Origin of the sequence: Hoyosella sp. YIM 151337, from assembly GCF_026041215.1 — a bacterium.
Lineage (GTDB): Bacteria > Actinomycetota > Actinomycetes > Mycobacteriales > Mycobacteriaceae > Hoyosella.
The window spans coordinates 1-16,338 of the sequence record NZ_JAPEIQ010000001.1 but is presented as its reverse complement, the minus strand read 5'-3'; the positions used below and the strand labels follow the sequence as shown (position 1 = coordinate 16,338).

Annotated in this window: 15 protein-coding genes; 11 read left to right on the top strand and 4 right to left on the bottom strand. The window is 62.7% G+C overall.

What is annotated here, in order from left to right:
- Positions 1 to 30: 30 nt before the first annotated feature.
- Complete coding sequence (locus ONR57_RS00075; protein WP_265120757.1) at positions 31 to 1,212, top strand: thiolase family protein; 1,182 nt, start codon at positions 31 to 33, stop codon at positions 1,210 to 1,212.
- A gap of 6 nt (positions 1,213 to 1,218) precedes the next feature.
- On the opposite strand, the gene ONR57_RS00070 is transcribed toward ONR57_RS00075, so the two are convergent.
- Positions 1,219 to 2,178, bottom strand: a complete 960-nt coding sequence (locus ONR57_RS00070) for a DUF3048 domain-containing protein (protein WP_265120756.1) — start codon at positions 2,176 to 2,178, stop codon at positions 1,219 to 1,221.
- A 7-nt stretch (positions 2,179 to 2,185) separates the two neighbouring features.
- A complete protein-coding gene (locus ONR57_RS00065; protein WP_265120755.1) occupies positions 2,186 to 3,592 on the bottom strand; it encodes a glutamate decarboxylase in 1,407 nt (468 codons plus the stop codon).
- Between the two features lie 97 nt (positions 3,593 to 3,689).
- Here ONR57_RS00065 and ONR57_RS00060 point away from each other — a divergent pair, with 97 nt between their 5' ends.
- Genes ONR57_RS00060 through ONR57_RS00050 form a run of 3 tightly spaced genes read left to right on the top strand, consistent with a single transcriptional unit; the run spans position 3,690 to position 6,061 of the window.
- Entirely contained in the window at positions 3,690 to 4,328 is a 639-nt protein-coding gene (locus ONR57_RS00060; protein WP_265120754.1) for a response regulator transcription factor, read from the top strand.
- Between the two features lies 1 nt (position 4,329).
- A complete protein-coding gene (locus ONR57_RS00055; RefSeq protein ID WP_265120752.1) occupies positions 4,330 to 5,532 on the top strand; it encodes a sensor histidine kinase in 1,203 nt (400 codons plus the stop codon).
- Positions 5,533 to 5,587: 55 nt separating this feature from the next.
- On the top strand, positions 5,588 to 6,061 hold the full coding sequence (locus ONR57_RS00050) for a limonene-1,2-epoxide hydrolase family protein (RefSeq protein ID WP_265120751.1): 474 nt from the start codon (positions 5,588 to 5,590) through the stop codon (positions 6,059 to 6,061).
- A 263-nt stretch (positions 6,062 to 6,324) separates the two neighbouring features.
- Here the strand turns inward: ONR57_RS00050 and ONR57_RS00045 are convergent, their stop codons facing one another.
- Complete coding sequence (locus ONR57_RS00045; protein ID WP_265120750.1) at positions 6,325 to 7,233, bottom strand: amidohydrolase family protein; 909 nt, start codon at positions 7,231 to 7,233, stop codon at positions 6,325 to 6,327.
- Positions 7,230 to 8,270, bottom strand: a complete 1,041-nt coding sequence (locus ONR57_RS00040; protein ID WP_265120749.1) for an enoyl-CoA hydratase/isomerase family protein — start codon at positions 8,268 to 8,270, stop codon at positions 7,230 to 7,232. The genes ONR57_RS00045 and ONR57_RS00040 overlap by 4 nt, the downstream gene beginning before the upstream one ends.
- Positions 8,271 to 8,428: 158 nt before the next feature.
- On the opposite strand from ONR57_RS00040, the gene ONR57_RS00035 reads away from it, so the two are divergent.
- The 7 genes from ONR57_RS00035 to ONR57_RS00005 form a co-directional block, all read left to right on the top strand.
- Positions 8,429 to 9,691, top strand: coding sequence for an HNH endonuclease signature motif containing protein (locus ONR57_RS00035; protein ID WP_265120748.1), 1,263 nt, complete (start codon positions 8,429 to 8,431; stop codon positions 9,689 to 9,691).
- A gap of 14 nt (positions 9,692 to 9,705) precedes the next feature.
- Positions 9,706 to 10,596, top strand: a complete 891-nt coding sequence (locus ONR57_RS00030; protein ID WP_265120747.1) for a DNA-3-methyladenine glycosylase — start codon at positions 9,706 to 9,708, stop codon at positions 10,594 to 10,596.
- Between the two features lie 82 nt (positions 10,597 to 10,678).
- Positions 10,679 to 12,553, top strand: a complete 1,875-nt coding sequence (locus ONR57_RS00025) for a hypothetical protein (RefSeq protein WP_265120746.1) — start codon at positions 10,679 to 10,681, stop codon at positions 12,551 to 12,553.
- 284 nt (positions 12,554 to 12,837) lie between these two features.
- Positions 12,838 to 14,133, top strand: coding sequence for an ABC transporter substrate-binding protein (locus ONR57_RS00020; RefSeq protein ID WP_265120745.1), 1,296 nt, complete (start codon positions 12,838 to 12,840; stop codon positions 14,131 to 14,133).
- Positions 14,130 to 15,068 (top strand): carbohydrate ABC transporter permease, encoded by a 939-nt coding sequence (locus ONR57_RS00015; protein ID WP_265120744.1) that lies wholly within the window; start codon positions 14,130 to 14,132, stop codon positions 15,066 to 15,068. Before ONR57_RS00020 ends, ONR57_RS00015 begins: the two co-directional genes overlap by 4 nt.
- On the top strand, positions 15,065 to 15,904 hold the full coding sequence (locus ONR57_RS00010; RefSeq protein ID WP_265120743.1) for a carbohydrate ABC transporter permease: 840 nt from the start codon (positions 15,065 to 15,067) through the stop codon (positions 15,902 to 15,904). The genes ONR57_RS00015 and ONR57_RS00010 overlap by 4 nt, the downstream gene beginning before the upstream one ends.
- Before the next feature lie 53 nt (positions 15,905 to 15,957).
- Positions 15,958 to 16,338: ABC transporter ATP-binding protein (locus ONR57_RS00005; RefSeq protein WP_265120742.1), on the top strand; the 381-nt coding region annotated here is incomplete at its 3' end.

Below are 16,338 nucleotides of genomic sequence, written 5' to 3'. Positions count from 1 at the left end.
CGCGCTTGGCGATGTCATAACATCGTGCAAATGACCAATAAAGACAAAATCGTCCTCGTTGATGGCGCACGCACCCCAGTCGGCAGCTTCGGTGGTGCATTCAAGGATGTGCCTGCCCACGAACTTGGTGCCGCAGCTGCGCGGGAGGCGCTGAATCGGGCGAACGTCGCGGCCGCTGACATCCGGGAAGTCGTGATGGGGTGCATCGGCCAGGTAGGTCCGGACGCTTACAACGCGCGCCGGGTCGCGGTGACAGCAGGTCTGCCGAAGAACGTGCCAGCCTACACCGTCAACCGGCTGTGTGGTTCCGGGCTGCAGGCCATCTGGTCAGCGGCGATGCAGATGCGCTGGGGCGGGGCAGACATGACGCTCGCCGGTGGCGATGAGTCGATGAGCCGCATGCCCTTCTACGACTTCTCGGCGCGTGCAGGCTACAAGCTCGGTGATCGGAAGCTCGTCGACGGTACTGTCATGATGCTCACCGACCCCTTCCACGGCGTCCATATGGGCGTCACGGCAGAGAACGTCGCGGCGAAGTATGGCGTGTCCCGGCAAGAGCAGGACGAGTTCGCTCTGCAGTCGCAACAGCGCGCTGCCACACAGCAAGCTAAGGATGCGTTCGCGGAAGAGATCGTGCCGGTCGAGACCCCTGGCCGCAACGGGCGGACAGTCAGCACCGACGAGCACCCGAAACCCGACACCCGCATCGAGACGCTCGCGAAGCTTCGTCCAGCTTTCCAGAAAGACGGCAGCGTCACCGCTGGCAACGCCTCCGGCATCAACGATGGTGGCGCAGCGGTCGTTCTCGCGACCGGGGCAGCAGTCGAGGAACGTGGGCTGAAGGGCCTTGTCACACTGGAGGCCGTCACCACCGCGGCGATGGAACCCGAGCTTATGGGGTACGCGCCGGTGCTCGCGCTACAAAAGCTGTTCGAAACGACGGGCACGTCCCCTAACGACATCGACACGGTCGAGCTCAATGAGGCGTTCGCTTCCCAGGCGGTCGCCGTGATCCGCGACGCGAAACTCGACCCGGCGAAAACGAACCCGTATGGCGGTGCGATCGCGCTCGGTCACCCGGTAGGTGCGACAGGTGCGATCTTGTCACTGCGCGTCGCGAAGGATCTGGTGCGGCGCGACCTGGAACTCGGAATCGTCACCATGTGCATCGGCGGTGGCCAAGCGCTCGCCGCGTTGTTCCGACGCTGCTGACGGGTATCACGGCGCGGGAACGAGTAGCACCCAGGTGGTGCCCTCCTGCAGTGGCAGCGGGGCACCCTCGTCAGTGGTGTATCGAGTGGGTTCTTCCCGCGCCGGGCGGTGCCAGCGGCCATCGAATCGCAGCCCTTCCCGCAGCACCGTCACCCTCCCTTCGCCCACTGTCGCGGCGAGCGGTGACCCGTTGGGCTCGATCGTGACAGGAACTTCTTGCACCACCACGTTCGTGGTACTGAGGTCGCCCTCTCCGGCCGATATCATCGGCGAGCCGTCGAGGGTGATGGACCAGCGTCCCGCTTCCGGCACCCACGCGAAGTCGTACGTGGCCCGCTGGTAGCCAACTCGGTGCGAACTGGTTTCCGTACCGCCCTCGGGCGCAGATCCGAACTCGATCACCGGTTGCGTAGGTTCGCGTGCTGGAGGCGGCAATTGTGCGGGCCGCACGTACAGATTGTGCGGGGCGCGGCGTGCCGGGTCACGGAAGAACGCCGCCGCGAACGCCTGTTCCGATGCGCTGACGAGCGGCGCGTCACCGAGCGCTGAGAGGACGTGCGGTGCAGCGCCGGAGTACGCGAAAGTGGGTTCACCGAGTTGCGCCAGCAGTTCAATGTCGGTGGTGCGCGCACTCCGGACCGGACCAACCGTTTCGGGGAGGTCACCCGCGTACACGGCGAGTATTCGCGTCAGTCCGTATTCGACGGGTTCAATGACGATGACGTCGGCAGCTGCGAGCCCCACGTGCGGCCGAGCGGCAGCGATGTTGTCAACCTTGATGGCGTACATGGGCGGAGGCGGCGGTGGTGGCGGCTCGGGTGTGGGCGTCGGTTCAGGCACCGGCGGCGGCGGTTCAGGTTCCCTGCTGCAGGACGCGAGCAAGGTGACACAGCATGCCGCTGCGAGCGCAAACGCGTCGCGACGGCTCCACTGCCGTGCGCGGGTGGGGTGGGCAGCGTCGAGCATGACGCCATCATGCCGTGTTTGCGCGTGTCCCGCCGTGATCAAAGGAAGCTGCTTCATCACCACGCGCCGGACTGCTCTGTTTCTCTAGCCGCGCGAGCGCCCGTGCGACGTCTTCCAGGAACCTATCGGCGAGATCATGGCTGAACCCGTTGCGCACCACAACCCGCAGTGCGGCGAGGTCCTCGCGATTCTCAGGAAACGTGTAGGCGGGGACGAGCCACCCATCTTCTCGCAGGGCCGCGGACACATCGAACACCGAGTACCGTGTCACGTCGGATCGCAGCGTGAAGGCGAATACCGGGAGCTGATCTCCATGCGTGATGAGTTCGAAGGGCCCGAGCTCACCGATGGACGCTGCGAGCCGGGTCGCGACGTCACGGCAGGTCTGCTGAACACGCCGATATCCGTCGAACCCCAGGCGGATGAAGTTGTAGTACTGCGCCGCAACCTGAGCGCCGGGCCGCGAGAAATTGAGTGCGAACGTCGGCATCTCACCGCCCAGGTAATTCACCCGAAACACCAGATTGTCCGGCAGCGCCGCTGCATCACGCCACACGACCCACCCGACCCCCGGGTACACAAGACCGTATTTGTGCCCCGAGGTATTTATAGAGGCAACCCGGTCGAGCCTGAAGTCCCACTCCAGTTCCGGATCACAGAAAGGCGCGATCATCGCCCCGGACGCACCGTCAACGTGAACAGGGATGTTCCACCCGGTGTTCTCCTGCAGATCGTCGAGGGCAGCACAAATGTCGGCGACTGGCTCGTAACTGCCGTCGAAGGTCGAACCGAGGATCGCGACGACCCCGATAGTGTTCTCGTCGCAATACTTGACGGCCTCCTCCGCAGTAAGGTGCAGCCGGTCACCGTCCATGGGCACGAGCCGCGGTTCAACGTCCCAATAGTTGGCGAACTTGTCCCAGCACACTTGTACGTTCGCACCCATAACGATGTTCGGGCGCCCACCTGAGCCCGTTTGGCGGGCTTGCCACTGCCTTTTCAGCGCAAGCCCGGCCAGCATGCAGGCCTCACTCGATCCGGTGGTCGAACAACCGGTCGCGGCGGCTGCCGGCGGCGCGTGCCAGAGGTGCGCGAGCATGCTGACGCAACGCCGTTCGAGCTCCGCCGTGGCGGGATACTCATCTTTGTCGATCATGTTTTTGTCGAAGCACTCCGCCATGAGCACTTGTGCCTGTGGTTCCATCCACGTGGAGACAAACGTTGCGAGGTTCAGGCGGGCGTTTCCGTCGAGCATAAGTTCGTCGTGAACCACTTGGTAAGCCGTATCCGCGTCGAGCTGATCGGCGGGGAATTGATCTTTGGGAATCCCTACGGGCTCGCGCGTGAAAATCGGGTTAACGCTGGTGTGACGCCGACGCGAGTGGTGCCCGCTAGATGGGTGAGTGAGGGGCATATGCGCAGCGTAAACCAGCTGTGCGGTTTACGTGGGCCTGTCGCAAAATCCTGTCTAATCGGGACCGAATCAGCCATCGCGGTGGGATGCTTACGGTATGTCCGCGAAAGTTCGGGTTGTTGTGGGCGATGACCACCCCCTGTTCCGCGACGGCGTGATCCGGGCGCTCAATCAGAGCGGGTACATCGACGTCATTGGCGAAGCTGACGACGGGGCGGCCGTACTCGACCTCATTCGGGAGCATCAGCCTGCGGTCGCGCTGGTTGACTTCCGGATGCCGCACCTCGATGGCACGCAGGTCGCGGCCGCGGTGCGCCGGGACGGACTAGCGACGCGGGTCCTGCTGCTTTCCGCGCACAACGATTCAGCGATCGTGTACCGCGCATTGCAGGAAGGCGCGTGTGGTTTTCTCCCGAAAGAAGCCAGCCGCGGTCAAATCGTCCAGGCCGTTCTCGACGCAGCCAAGGGCAAGGAGGTGCTGCCGGCGGAACTCGCCGCAGGTATTGTGAGCGAGATCAGGCGGCGCGCCGAGCCATCGGGCCCGGTACTCAGTGCGCGCGAGCGAGAAGTACTGGGCTACATCGCGCGGGGCCAGAGCATCCCCGCAATGAGCAAGGAGATGTTCCTGGCGCCCTCCACCGTCAAAACACACGTCCAGCGGCTATACGAGAAGCTCGGTGTGAGCGACCGGGCCGCGGCGGTGGCCGAAGCGATGCGTCGCGGCCTCCTCGAGTGACATGACCAATCAGTTTCGCGACCGTGCCGTCGCTCGTTACGTCCGTGAGGCCGTTCAGGTCACCGCGGTCTTGAGACTTCCTCTTATTGCGCTCATTGCGCTGCTCGGTCCGGTCGTACCCGTGCATGAGCATTGGCTTCCGTTCCTGTTCCAGGGATTGCTGGTGATCTACGCCCTCATCTCAGTGTGGTGGGTGTGGTTTGTCTGGCGCCGCCCGGTTCCTTCCTGGGCAGGCTGGGCGGCTGCGGTAGTCGACCTGACTGCGCTGCTAGCGTTGTGTGCAGCATCCGGCGGTGCCACTTCCCTACTGCTGCCTGTCTTCTTTCTGCTGCCCGTCGCAGTCGCGTTTCTCTACCGCCCCGGACTCACCGCGCTGCTCGGCGTCTGTGTCGCAGTCGGCTATCTGCTTGTTTGGCTGCTCTTCGCATGGCGGGAGGACCACATCGATCTACCGATCGAGGCATATTTGTACTTTGGTTTTCTCTTGTGGCTCACCGCTGCGACGACGGGGCTTTCGTTCGTGCTTGTTCGGCGGTCCCAGACCATCGCGTCGCTGCTGGCGGTGAGGGAGCAGCTTGTCACGGAGTCCATGCGGACGGAGGAACGCGAGCGGCAGGAATTCGCGGAGCATCTGCATGATGGACCACTCCAGAATGTACTCGCCGCCCGCATGGACCTAGAGGAAGCTATGGAGCGCACCTCGGACCCAGCCATTGCAGCGGCCGAGTCCGCGCTGCGCGATACCGCCGTCCAGTTGCGTTCGACGGTGAGCACGCTGCATCCACAGGTGCTCGCGCAACTCGGACTCGCCGCGGCGATCACCGAACTGGCCGAACGGGCGGCGGCGCGCGGCGGTTTTCAGCTGACAACCCGCATCACAGATGTGGGGCATCCGGACTGTCAGGCGCTGATGTACCGGGTTGCGCGCGAAGCGCTCGTCAACATCACTAAACACGCAGCGGCGACCGCGGTTTCGGTAGAACTGTCAGAGTCGAGCGGTGAGATTCTCCTCGTCATTACTGACGACGGAGCGGGTTTCGATCCGTCCGTTCTCGCGCGCAAAGTTGCGGAGGGCCACATTGGGCTTGCGTCGCAGATCGTCCGGGTGGAAAGCAGGGGCGGGACATTGACGGTGACATCCGCACCGGGCGCGGGTACCCGGATCACCGTGCGTGTACCTCGATCTGCCGGCTCCCCAAGCTGAATGATTGATGCAACAATCAACGAGGATGGCCGATGAAACATGTGGAGGGCGTCAGATGACAAGCACCAATACCGGCACGGTGGTCGAATTCTTGGCGTCACTGCGTGACCGTCATGTTGAGCAGGCGCTTAGCTTTGTCACAGAGGACATCGTGTGGCACAACGTCTCGCTTCCCAAGGTTCGGGGGCGGAATCACCTGCAGCGCGCGTTTTCGCTGATGGACCGGCTTTCGCTCAGATTCGACGTCCAGTTTCACAACGTCACCGGCGATGATCGGGTCGTCCTGACAGAACGCACAGACGCACTATCGTTAGGCCGCTTCCGCTGTGAATTCTGGGTGTGCGGGACATTTGAGTTTCGCGACGGGAAGATCTCCGTGTGGCGCGACTATTTTGACTACGCCCAATTCGGTGGGTCGCTGCTTCGCGGGCTCGTCGGCGTGGTTCTTCCGAGGCGCGAGCAGTTCGCGCTTTTCGCTTCGCGAGACTCAATCATGCGACCCCCTGCCCGCGAGAACGCCAGGGAATGAAGCTCACGCCAACGGCAGCGGCCGCAGCGAGCGATACTCGCAGCCGTGCCGCGGCGGGGCAAGCACGATAACGTTCGTGATGTCGTCCTGCGTCGACCCTTGTGGCCGATAGTGAGGTTCGCGCTGTAGCCAATTCTGGCTGGATCGTTCTTGCATCTCTGCACCGTCCTCTCCGCGATAATCGCGGTTGTTCGATGCAGATAAATATCCGCCGCTTACTGCGCGCGGTCTGTCCAGCTATCGGCGGATAAACCGGATGATCCTCATGTCCGCCGATCGGTGGATACGCCGAAAACACGCGCCGCGTTCTCGTAACAAACGTTGCGCAACCACGGCTCTCCGAGATTGAGTCGTTCAAGCACTTCCAGCGCATGGACATAGCGATACGGAATGTTCGGGAAATCGCTTCCGAACAGAATACGGTCACCGAGTGCGCGAATGCGCGGCAGATCCCGCCGGTCCAGTGGCGCGAGGTCAGCGAGGAAATCGGTGAATGCCATCGTGGTATCTAGAAGGACGCTCTCGTGCGTATCCGCGAGCTCGAGAAAATCCGAATACTCAGGCATCCCCATATGAGCGATGATGAGGCGCAACGACGGATGGACCTTCAGGAGCTTCGCGATCGGTGCCGCGCCCGTGAATCGCCCTGGCGCTGGGCCGGACCCGCAGTGAATGACAATCGGGGTGCCGCTATCCGCCAGGTCGCCCCACACCCCGCTCAAGAGTGGATCGAGCGGGTCATAATCACCAACCTGGATGTGGGACTTGAAGATCCGCGCTCCTGCGGTCAGCGCGTCACGCACATAGCTGGCAGCAGCGTCCTCCGGATAGAAGGTCGCTGTATGCAGGCAGTCGGGTGTGCGGGCCGCGAATTCCGCCGCCCAGCTGTTCAGCCACTGCGCCATGCCGGGCTTGTGCGGATACACGAGCGAACTGAACGCGTGCACGCGATACTGACGCAATCGTTCAACGCGCACGTCCTCAGCCATCCGGTACGCGATGGGCCACGTCATCCCCGTCAACGGTCCGGCGGCATCAAAATAGGCCCACACTTTGTCCATCACGCGTTTCGGCATGAAATGGGTATGGACATCAATGAGCCCGGGCAGGCCGTGCTGCTCCTGGAACTGCAGCACGGATGCGACGTCGTCCGCGAGTTGCCGATCGATCATGAAGGCGTAAGGCCCAGTTCATCGTCACCAAGTGACTGAAAAAACGCACCGACCTGAGCGTCAGGTACCAGCTCCAGCGTAGGGGGCGTCCAGCGTGGATTGCGGTCCTTGTCGATCACCTGAGCGCGAATCCCCTCGACAAGATCGGGGGAACGCAGGCACGCAATCGACACTCGATATTCCTCGTTGAGCGTCTCTTCGAGGCTCTCGGACTGCCGGGCGCTGCGCAGCGACCGCAGCGCTACCTTGAGCGCGGTAGGCGATTTCGCGAGGATCTGCTGGGCCGCCTTGGCGGCTTCTGGCACCCCGCTGTACCGCTGGAGCCGCGCAACAATTTCTTCGACAGTGTCGGCGCTGTAGCACTCGTCGATCCAGTGGCGTTGCGCGGTGAGTTCCGATTCAGGTGCCGCCGTGGCGAACGCGCGAAGGGCGTCGCCGATGGAGCCTGTGCGTAATGCGGCCTCGAAGTCGCCGATTTTGTCGCGTGGTATGTAGTGATCAGCGAAGCCGCAGGCGATCGCATCCCCGGCGGAAAAGCGTGACGTGGTAAGGGCGATGTGTGTGCCAATCTCGCCTGGGGTGCGCGCGAGCAGGTGCGTACCGCCAACGTCAGGTACGAAGCCGATGCCAACTTCAGGCATCCCGATGGTGGACCGCTCGGTGACTATCCGGATCTTGCCGTGCGCGGAAACGCCTACACCACCACCCATGACGATTCCATCCATGATGGCGACGTACGGCTTGGGGTAGCGCGCGATGTACGCATTGAGGCGGTATTCATCGCGCCAAAAGTCTGCCGTGCTTGTGCCGCCTCCTCGGGCGTCGTGGTAAATCGCGACAATGTCGCCGCCTGCGCAGAGCCCACGCTCCCCTGCACCGCGCAACAGCACGGCGCGAATGGTGTCGTCCCGCTCCCATTTCTGCAGGGCTGCCTCCATCGTCAGCACCATGTCGTGCGTGAGCGAATTGAGCGCTGCTGGCCGGTTGAGCGTCAGGAAGCCGATGCCGTCAGCTTCCTCGATCAGGACGTCACTCATACTTTCCCTTTCCTCGCCCGCGCACGTAGCGCCACGACACTAGAAACTATACCTACATCCTATAATTGGACGTCCATGTAATGAAAGGCTCGTGCTGGTTCTGAAGTTTTCTATGCAACCCATTGCATAGTACCGCACATATGTTCGATAATAATGGGGTGACGGGGGAAGATCTCACGGCTGAGTTGTATCAGCTCACAGACGCTGACGTGATAGCGCTGCTCAACCACTACGAACGGTCCGCGCGAGCGGCATTAGCCCGGCAGGCTGAGGTCATCGCTGAAATCGCCTCACGCGGAGTCACTTCAGCATTTGGCTATCGGGACATGCCTGGTTTGCTTCGAGACGTGCTGAACATTGATCGCGGTGATGCACGCCGTCGCACCCGGCGAGCGCACAGCGCCTGCAGCGTCGCCGGGCTGGGTGGCGCGGTAGTGCCACCGGCACTCGAGCATGCCGCACCTTCTTTCCACAGCGGCGGAATCAGCGCGTCACACCTTGATGCAATTGATGATGTCCTCGCTGCATTGCCGCCGTGCATCACACTGGAGCAACGTGCAGAGCATGAACGCACCCTGACCACTCTGGCGCATGCGGCCGATCCGGCTGCTGTACGCGCAGCGGGCCGCCACATTCTCACCCTCGCTGACCAAGATGTGCCACCGGACGAGAAGACGCCCGCCAAGCCGCGGCGTGAATTGCGACTCGAATGGAACCGCAAAGGAGACGAACTGAAGCTGAGTGGCAGGCTCGACAAGGAATCAGGACTGCGGCTGCAAGTGCTGCTTTCCCCGCTCGCCGAGCCACGTTCTGGCGAAGAAGGACATCCGGACACGCGCACCGCGGCTGAACGAAGCGGCGACGCGCTCGCCGATCTGCTCGACTTCACGGAACGGTCGGCGGCACTTCCCCATGCAGCCGGTGAGCCCCCACATGTGGTCGTTACGATGACAATTGCACAATTGCTAGGCCGGTCGACTGCACCGGCCTATCTCAACCACGAGCATCCAATACCTGCCGCCGATGCCCGGCGCATCGCGTGTGATGCGAAACTGATACCGGCAGTACTTGGGACACAAAGTGAAGTTCTCGATCTAGGCAGAACCCGAAGGACCTCGAGCGTGCCGCAGCGCCGCGCACTAGGCATTCGTGACGGGGGTTGCGTCTTTCCAGGGTGCACGCGGACTGCGGCGTGGTGCCACGCGCACCACATGGACGAATGGGCCGAAGACGACGGCCCTACCGACCTTAAGAATCTTGCATTGGTGTGCCCGTACCATCATCGGCTCGTGCACGACTCGGAGTGGGAGCTACGGATGGGTGCTGACGGACACCCCGAGGCGATTCCGCCGAAATGGCTCGACCCGCAGCAGACGCCCCGGCGCAACGAGTACCACCGCATCCGGCAGCGGCCCGCATAATCTATCGTTGCGCTGTGCTGACACTGTCGGTGACGCATCAGCTCAACGCCGCCGCCACGCTCAAACCGCTGTCGCGCGGCGCAGGCGATCCCTGCCATCACCACGCTGGCGACGGAGCGATCTGGCGTGCGTCCCGCATGCCGTCAGGTGTGGTGACCTACCGGATACATCAGACCGACGCGCACACAGTCGGTGTTTCGGCGTGGGGCCCCGGCGCGGACGAGTTCCTCACAACAGTGCCAGAACTGCTGGGTGAGAAAGATGACCCATCAAGTTTCAGGCCACATCATCCGGTGCTGCGGGAAGCTCAGCACCGGGCGCAAGGGGTCCGCATCTGCCGAACAGGCCGAGTAATGGAGGCCCTCGTTCCTGCGATCCTCGAGCAGCGGGTGCACGGCATCGCGGCGCGTGCCTCGTGGCGGCGGCTCGTCCGTCAATTCGGAACTCCCGCACCTGGTCCGGCACCGAGGCCGATGTGGTGTCCACCGGAAACCTGGCGGTGGGTACCGTCTTGGGAGTTTCACAAAGCTGGAGTCGACCCGCGGCGCGCGAAAACAATCATTCACGCAGCCCGGCGCGGTGAGCAGCTTGAGCAGCTCACCGATCCGGAGGTGGCTCTCGCGTACCTCCAGAACATACCGGGGGTTGGTGTTTGGACCGCGGCTGAGACGGCACAGCGCGCGTTTGGTCACGCGGACGCACTGTCCGTGGGAGACTTCCACCTCGCCGCGATGATTGGATGGACTCTGCTGGGACGACCGCTCGATGACGATGCGATGGTGGAGTATCTTGCTCCGCTGCGCCCGCACCGCTACAGGGCTGTGCTTCTGCTGGGCGCGAGCGGACTGGCGTACAAGCCAAAGTTCGGGCCCCGCACCCCGATAATGGACCACCGCGGCCATTGAGGTGGCGGCATTTGTCCACCTAGGGTCGCTAGAACTCGCAGCCAATTAGACGGAGCATCGTGAGACCACCCGAGGAGTCTCGATGCCTGATTACACCTACGTCCTCTACCGGCCGCTAGTCACGCGCCTTCTGCCGCATGTACATGCCCGTGCACTCACGGTGAAAGCGGTTGGTTTACAAGGGAAATCGTCCACGGGCAGGCGCTTGTTCGAATGGCTCGCTGCGGCGCGGCCCTCGCCTCGTCTCACGGTGAAGGCTTTGGGTATGCACTTCCCCGCGCCCGCCGGTATCGGTGCTCACGTCGACCTCACCGGCGAAGGCCTTCGAATGTGGCACTACCTCGGCGCCGGGTTCACTATCGTGGGCCCAGTTTCAAGCGATGCAGGCCACGAGACCCGGCTGCTGCACGACGTGTGCGGGGTACTCACAGGTGAACGTGACGCGGCAAATATCCGTGACGTGGTACCGAAGCTGCGTGACCCCATGGCACGAGGGCCTGTACTTGTAGCCGTCACCGGACACGACATCAGTTCGGTCATTAAGGATGTGGCGCCGCACGCGGACGGTGTGATCGTTCCGATGCCACCCTCCGACAGGCTTCACACGCTCAGCGTGTGGGCGGAACAAGCCGGCGTGCCAGTAATCGTGGAACTCGCGGCAGATTATCCGCCAGAAGAGGCCATCCGCTGCACGAGGGAAGCGATTGCCGCGGGCTGCGCGGGAGTCATACTCACAGGCAGCGAAACCCGCTTGCTTCCTGCCGGACGTGAGTCCGGCCCATTCCTGCTTAGCCACTCTTGCACACTGACGCGCGAACTCCGGGCGCGCTTCGGCAGGAGCCTTACCATTATCGGCGGACCGGGAGTCATGACGCCCAGCGATGCCAGGGAAGCGCTCCGCTCGGGCGCGGATTTGATCGCGCTCTACGAGGGCCTGATCTACGCTGGTCCCGGGTTGCCGCGCCGCATCAACACTAGCCTGATGACTCGCCGCAGCAAACCGCAATCCCACTCGACTGCACCGGTGCGGCCCGCGGCTATCACCGGAATTCTCTTGGTTGCAGCGCTACTTGTAGCGACGGGGGTCGGTGGGCTAACAGACGCGCTGCTCACTCCCCGCCTCACAGCCGAACTCCGCGCCGCACACATCAGCCCGGACGGTCCACTCGCGCTCTTCGTACTGCACAACCGGGTGAACTTGGCCGGGGCGATGATGTGCCTCGGAATGCTGTGGGGGTGGCTAGCGTGGCGCTACCTGCGAGCAGGTTACGCGTGGGCGTGGTGGGCACTTGCCCTCTCCGGCAGCACCGCCGCAGCCGGATTCCTCGCTGGGCACCTCGCTACCTTGCCGCAGCGGACTGACACAACCATAGTCATTCTGGTCGCGGCCGCAGTGTACGCGACGTCACTCGTCGTCAGCGGGCGTGCGAGCCGCATACCCGGAGCACTATTCACGCCGGGGGCGACAGCATGGCTGTGGAGCCCGGCTGGGCGTGGACGAGCGCTGCTCGCGTTAGCCGCTATTGGGCTGATATCGGGCGGTGCGATGATCACCGCAGTAGGTCACACGCGGGTGTTCGTGCCACAGGACCTCCAGTATCTCGGCGATGTCGACTTGATCGCGGAAACGGTGGCATTCGTGGCGGCTGATCGTCTGGCCTTTGGTACCGCACTGTTGGCGTCCGGTGTTGCGGCGCTGCCCATGGTGTGGTGTGGCCTTCGTCCGGGTTCGCGGGCACTGCTGACGGTTCTTGCTTGTGCCATTATGACCGCGCTCGTGCCTGCTGTCGGCATCCATCCAGTGATCGGCTACAACGATATCGGGCACCTGGCGCCATTCATTGCTATCGGTGTCTACTGCCTGGCTGGCACCGCGCTTCTCTGGCGTCCAATGGTGACTGGAATGGTTGACGAATTCCCTGATCTTTGGTTTAAGCCAGTCGCCGGGCTCCATTAGCATAGTGATTTAGATACAGCGTCTCCGCCAGGAAAAGTCGGCCCTCCGCATGACCGTATGTGCCTCGCGCAGTTGAAATCACAGCCGGAACTGTCTGTGCCGGGCCTTGCCGTCTTAGACGTCGCCCACTCGTTTGTCCACCACCTCGGGTGTTGCTAATTCAAGCACCACGATTATGCATAACAATTTCATAACGGCTCCCTCTAAGCACCATTCTCCGTCCGCACTCAGGAGCACGGTGTGAAGTACATCACTAGTGCAATTTGAGAATCTAGGAGCCGAGCATGGAACACACGTTCCTGACTGTGCGCTCGCACAAATGGAGGCGGGTACCGGCCGCGTGTTTGGCGGGAGCGCTCGCGGTGGGTCTTGTGTCGTGTGCGTCTGATGATGGTGTTGTCATCAATGTGTATGGGGGTACTGCGGCGGCGGGTTTTGACCGGATTATTGCGTCGTGTAATGAGGCGGCGGGGGGCCGGTACCGGATTGTGGGGAATCTTCTGCCTGCTGATGCGGATTCGCAGCGGGAGCAGTTCGTGCGGCGGTTGGCCTCGCGTGATGATGGTATGGATTTGCTGGGGATGGATGTGACGTGGACGGCGGAGTTCGCGGAGGCGGGCTGGATCCGGGAGTTGACTCCGGAGCAGGCGCAGCTCGCGACCGCGGATACGTTGCAGCCCCCGATTGATACCGCGACGTGGCAGGACGTGTTGTACGGGATTCCGAAGCATACGAATGTGCAGTTGTTGTGGTATCGGCCGTCGGTGGTGCCGGAGCCGCCGCAGACGTGGGACGAGATGCTGGAGATGGCGGCGGATCTGCGGGATCGTGGTGAGATTTACGAGATCGGTTTCACTGGTGCCCGGTATGAGGGTTTGGTGGTGGGGTTTAACACGCTGCTGAACTCGTTTGGCGGGGATCTGGTCAATGAGGACAGCACCGAGGCCACGATTGATGAGACCACGGTGCAGGCTTTGGAGTTGCTGAATCGGTATGCGCGGTCGGGGCTGGCGAGCCGGTCGTTGTCGAACGCGCAGGAGCCGGAGGTGTTCGCGGAGTTTCAGCAGGGCCGGTCGGCGTTCGCGCTGAACTGGCCGTATGTGCTGAGCGCGATGCGTTCGGCCGCGGAGACCGATGCGCAGTCCCGCGCGGTGTATGAGGATATGGCGTTCGCGCAGTATCCCGAGGTCGTCGCCGGTGAGGACGCGCGGGTGACTCTCGGTGGCATGAATTACGCGATCAGCACCTACAGCAATCATCCGGATGAGGCGTTTGACGCGGCGATGTGTCTGCGCAGCCCGGAGCATCAGTTATGGGCCGCTCTTGATGCTGGTGATGTGCCCGCGAACCGGACGGTGTACGAGGATCCGGAGTTCCAGGAGGCGTACCCGATGTATGAAATCTTGCTCGAGCAGCTGGAGATCGCGGTGCCGCGGCCGAAGACACCGTTTTATCAGAACATTTCCACGATTGTGTCCTCCACCCTGTCCCCGCCGGCCGCGATCGTCCCGGACCGCACCGCGGACGAGTTGCGTGACCGGATCCAGGAAACCCTGGAAGGAAGGGGCATCCTGCCATGACCACAAGCGCTGTAGGTCCCGCCGCGGCGGGCGCTGACGAAAGCATCCGCAAAGCCCGCCAGCGCCACAGTGAGGGCAAACGCGCTGAACGGCGCCTCGGTTTGCTGCTGTGCGCGCCCGCGATCATCGTGATGCTCGCGGTGGCGGCGTACCCGCTGGTGTACGCGGTGTGGCTGTCGTTTTTCCGCGCTGATCTGCGGACCCCGGACGAGAACCAGTTCATCGGTCTCGATAACTACATCACCGTGCTGTCGAGCCCGATCTGGTGGAACGCGTTCGGGGTCACGATGTTCATCACCGTGATCGGCACGTTCTTCCAGCTGATCCTGGGCATGCTGCTCGCGATCGTGATGCACCGCGCCATCATCGGCCGCGGCCTGGTCCGCACCTCCGCGCTGGTGCCGTATGCGATCGTGACCGTGGTCGCGGCGTTCTCCTGGCGGTTCGCCTGGACCCAGAACCTCGGGTGGCTCGCCGGGGACTCCGCACCCCTAACCGAACGCTGGTCCTCACTGTGGATCATCATCTTGTCCGAGGTGTGGAAAACGGTGCCGTTCATGGCGCTGCTGCTCATGGCCGGGCTCGCGCTGGTCCCCGAAGACCTCCTCAAAGCCGCCTCCATGGACGGCGCGAACGCCTGGCAGCGGTTCTGGCGGGTCACCGTGCCCATCATCAAACCCGCCATCCTGGTCGCGCTGCTGTTCCGCACCCTGGACTCGTTCCGCATCTTCGACAACATCTTCGTGCTCACCGGCGGCGCGAACGACACCTCCTCAGTGTCCATCCTGGCGTACAACAACCTGATCCGCGGCCTGAACCTCGGCATCGGATCCACCATGTCCGTCCTGATCTTCATCAGCATCGCGATAATCGCGTTCATATACATCAAGCTCTTCGGAGCAGCGGCTCCAGGAGCAGGAGACGATCGCAGATGAGCTACCACAAAGAAACCACCCAGCGCAAATTCATGTGGGCCGGTGTCAACGCCCTCGTCCTGCTGTATGCGTTCATCCCCGTCATCTGGATCGTGTCCCTGTCACTGAAAGACGCCGGCACCCTCAACGACGGCAACTTCCTGCCCCGCTCCCCCTCCACCGAGTCCTACCAGCAGATCTTCAGCGACTACGAATTCATCCGCGCCCTGATCAACTCCATCGGCATCTGCGTGATCTCCACCTTCATCGCGCTCGTATTCGGCACCATGGCCGCCTACGCCATCGCCCGCATCGACTTCCCCGGCAAACGCACCATCATCGCCGTGTCCCTGCTCATCGCGATGTTCCCCCAAATCGCGCTCGTCACCCCGCTGTTCCAGATCCAGACCGCGATCGGCACCTTCGACACCTGGCTCGGCCTGATCATCCCCTACGTCACCTTCGCGCTCCCGCTGGCGATCTACACCCTGTCCGCGTTCTTCCGCGAAATCCCCTGGGAACTCGAAAAAGCCGCCAAAATGGACGGCGCCACCCCCTACCAGGCATTCCGCAAAGTCATCACCCCCCTCGCCATGCCCGGCGTATTCACCACCGCCATCCTCGTATTCATCGCCTGCTGGAACGACTTCCTCTTCGCGATCTCCTTCACCACCACCAACGCCTCCCGCACCGTGCCCGCCGCCCTGTCCTACTTCACCGGCGCCACCACCTACGAACGCCCCACCGCCGCCATCGCCGCCGCCGCAGTCATCATCACCATCCCCATCGTCATCTTCGTCCTGTTCTTCCAGCGCCGCATCGTCGCCGGCCTGACCTCCGGCGCCGTCAAAGGCTAACCACCCCACCACCCCCAGCACCCGGCGCGCGCCCACACTTAAAGGAGCACCCAGTGGCCGAGATAGTCTTAGACCACGTCATCAAGCGATACCCAGACGGCGCACTCGCAGTCGACGACTTCAACCTCCACATCGAAGACGGCGAATTCATCATCCTCGTCGGCCCCTCCGGCTGCGGAAAATCCACCACCTTAAACATGGTCGCCGGACTCGAAGACATCACCGACGGACAACTCCGCATCGACGGCCAAGTCGTCAACGACAAAGCCCCCAAAGACCGCGACATCGCCATGGTCTTCCAGTCCTACGCCCTCTACCCCCACATGACCGTCGCCGAAAACATCGCCTTCCCCCTCGTCCTCGCCGGCACCGACAAAACCACCATCAAACAAAAAGTGGACGAAGTCGCGAAAATGCTCGAACTCGAACACCAC

What these genes read in the sequence shown, in the direction of transcription:
- ONR57_RS00075 (WP_265120757.1), top strand. Translation starts at nt 31, where the DNA reads ATGACCAATAAAGACAAAATCGTCCTCGTTGATGGCGCACGCACCCCA.
- ONR57_RS00070 (WP_265120756.1), bottom strand. Translation starts at nt 2,178, where the DNA reads ATGCTCGACGCTGCCCACCCCACCCGCGCACGGCAGTGGAGCCGTCGC.
- ONR57_RS00065 (WP_265120755.1), bottom strand. Translation starts at nt 3,592, where the DNA reads ATGCCCCTCACTCACCCATCTAGCGGGCACCACTCGCGTCGGCGTCAC.
- ONR57_RS00060 (WP_265120754.1), top strand. Translation starts at nt 3,690, where the DNA reads ATGTCCGCGAAAGTTCGGGTTGTTGTGGGCGATGACCACCCCCTGTTC.
- ONR57_RS00055 (WP_265120752.1), top strand. Translation starts at nt 4,330, where the DNA reads ATGACCAATCAGTTTCGCGACCGTGCCGTCGCTCGTTACGTCCGTGAG.
- ONR57_RS00050 (WP_265120751.1), top strand. Translation starts at nt 5,588, where the DNA reads ATGACAAGCACCAATACCGGCACGGTGGTCGAATTCTTGGCGTCACTG.
- ONR57_RS00045 (WP_265120750.1), bottom strand. Translation starts at nt 7,233, where the DNA reads ATGATCGATCGGCAACTCGCGGACGACGTCGCATCCGTGCTGCAGTTC.
- ONR57_RS00040 (WP_265120749.1), bottom strand. Translation starts at nt 8,270, where the DNA reads ATGAGTGACGTCCTGATCGAGGAAGCTGACGGCATCGGCTTCCTGACG.
- ONR57_RS00025 (WP_265120746.1), top strand. Translation starts at nt 10,679, where the DNA reads ATGCCTGATTACACCTACGTCCTCTACCGGCCGCTAGTCACGCGCCTT.
- ONR57_RS00020 (WP_265120745.1), top strand. Translation starts at nt 12,838, where the DNA reads ATGGAACACACGTTCCTGACTGTGCGCTCGCACAAATGGAGGCGGGTA.
- ONR57_RS00015 (WP_265120744.1), top strand. Translation starts at nt 14,130, where the DNA reads ATGACCACAAGCGCTGTAGGTCCCGCCGCGGCGGGCGCTGACGAAAGC.
- ONR57_RS00010 (WP_265120743.1), top strand. Translation starts at nt 15,065, where the DNA reads ATGAGCTACCACAAAGAAACCACCCAGCGCAAATTCATGTGGGCCGGT.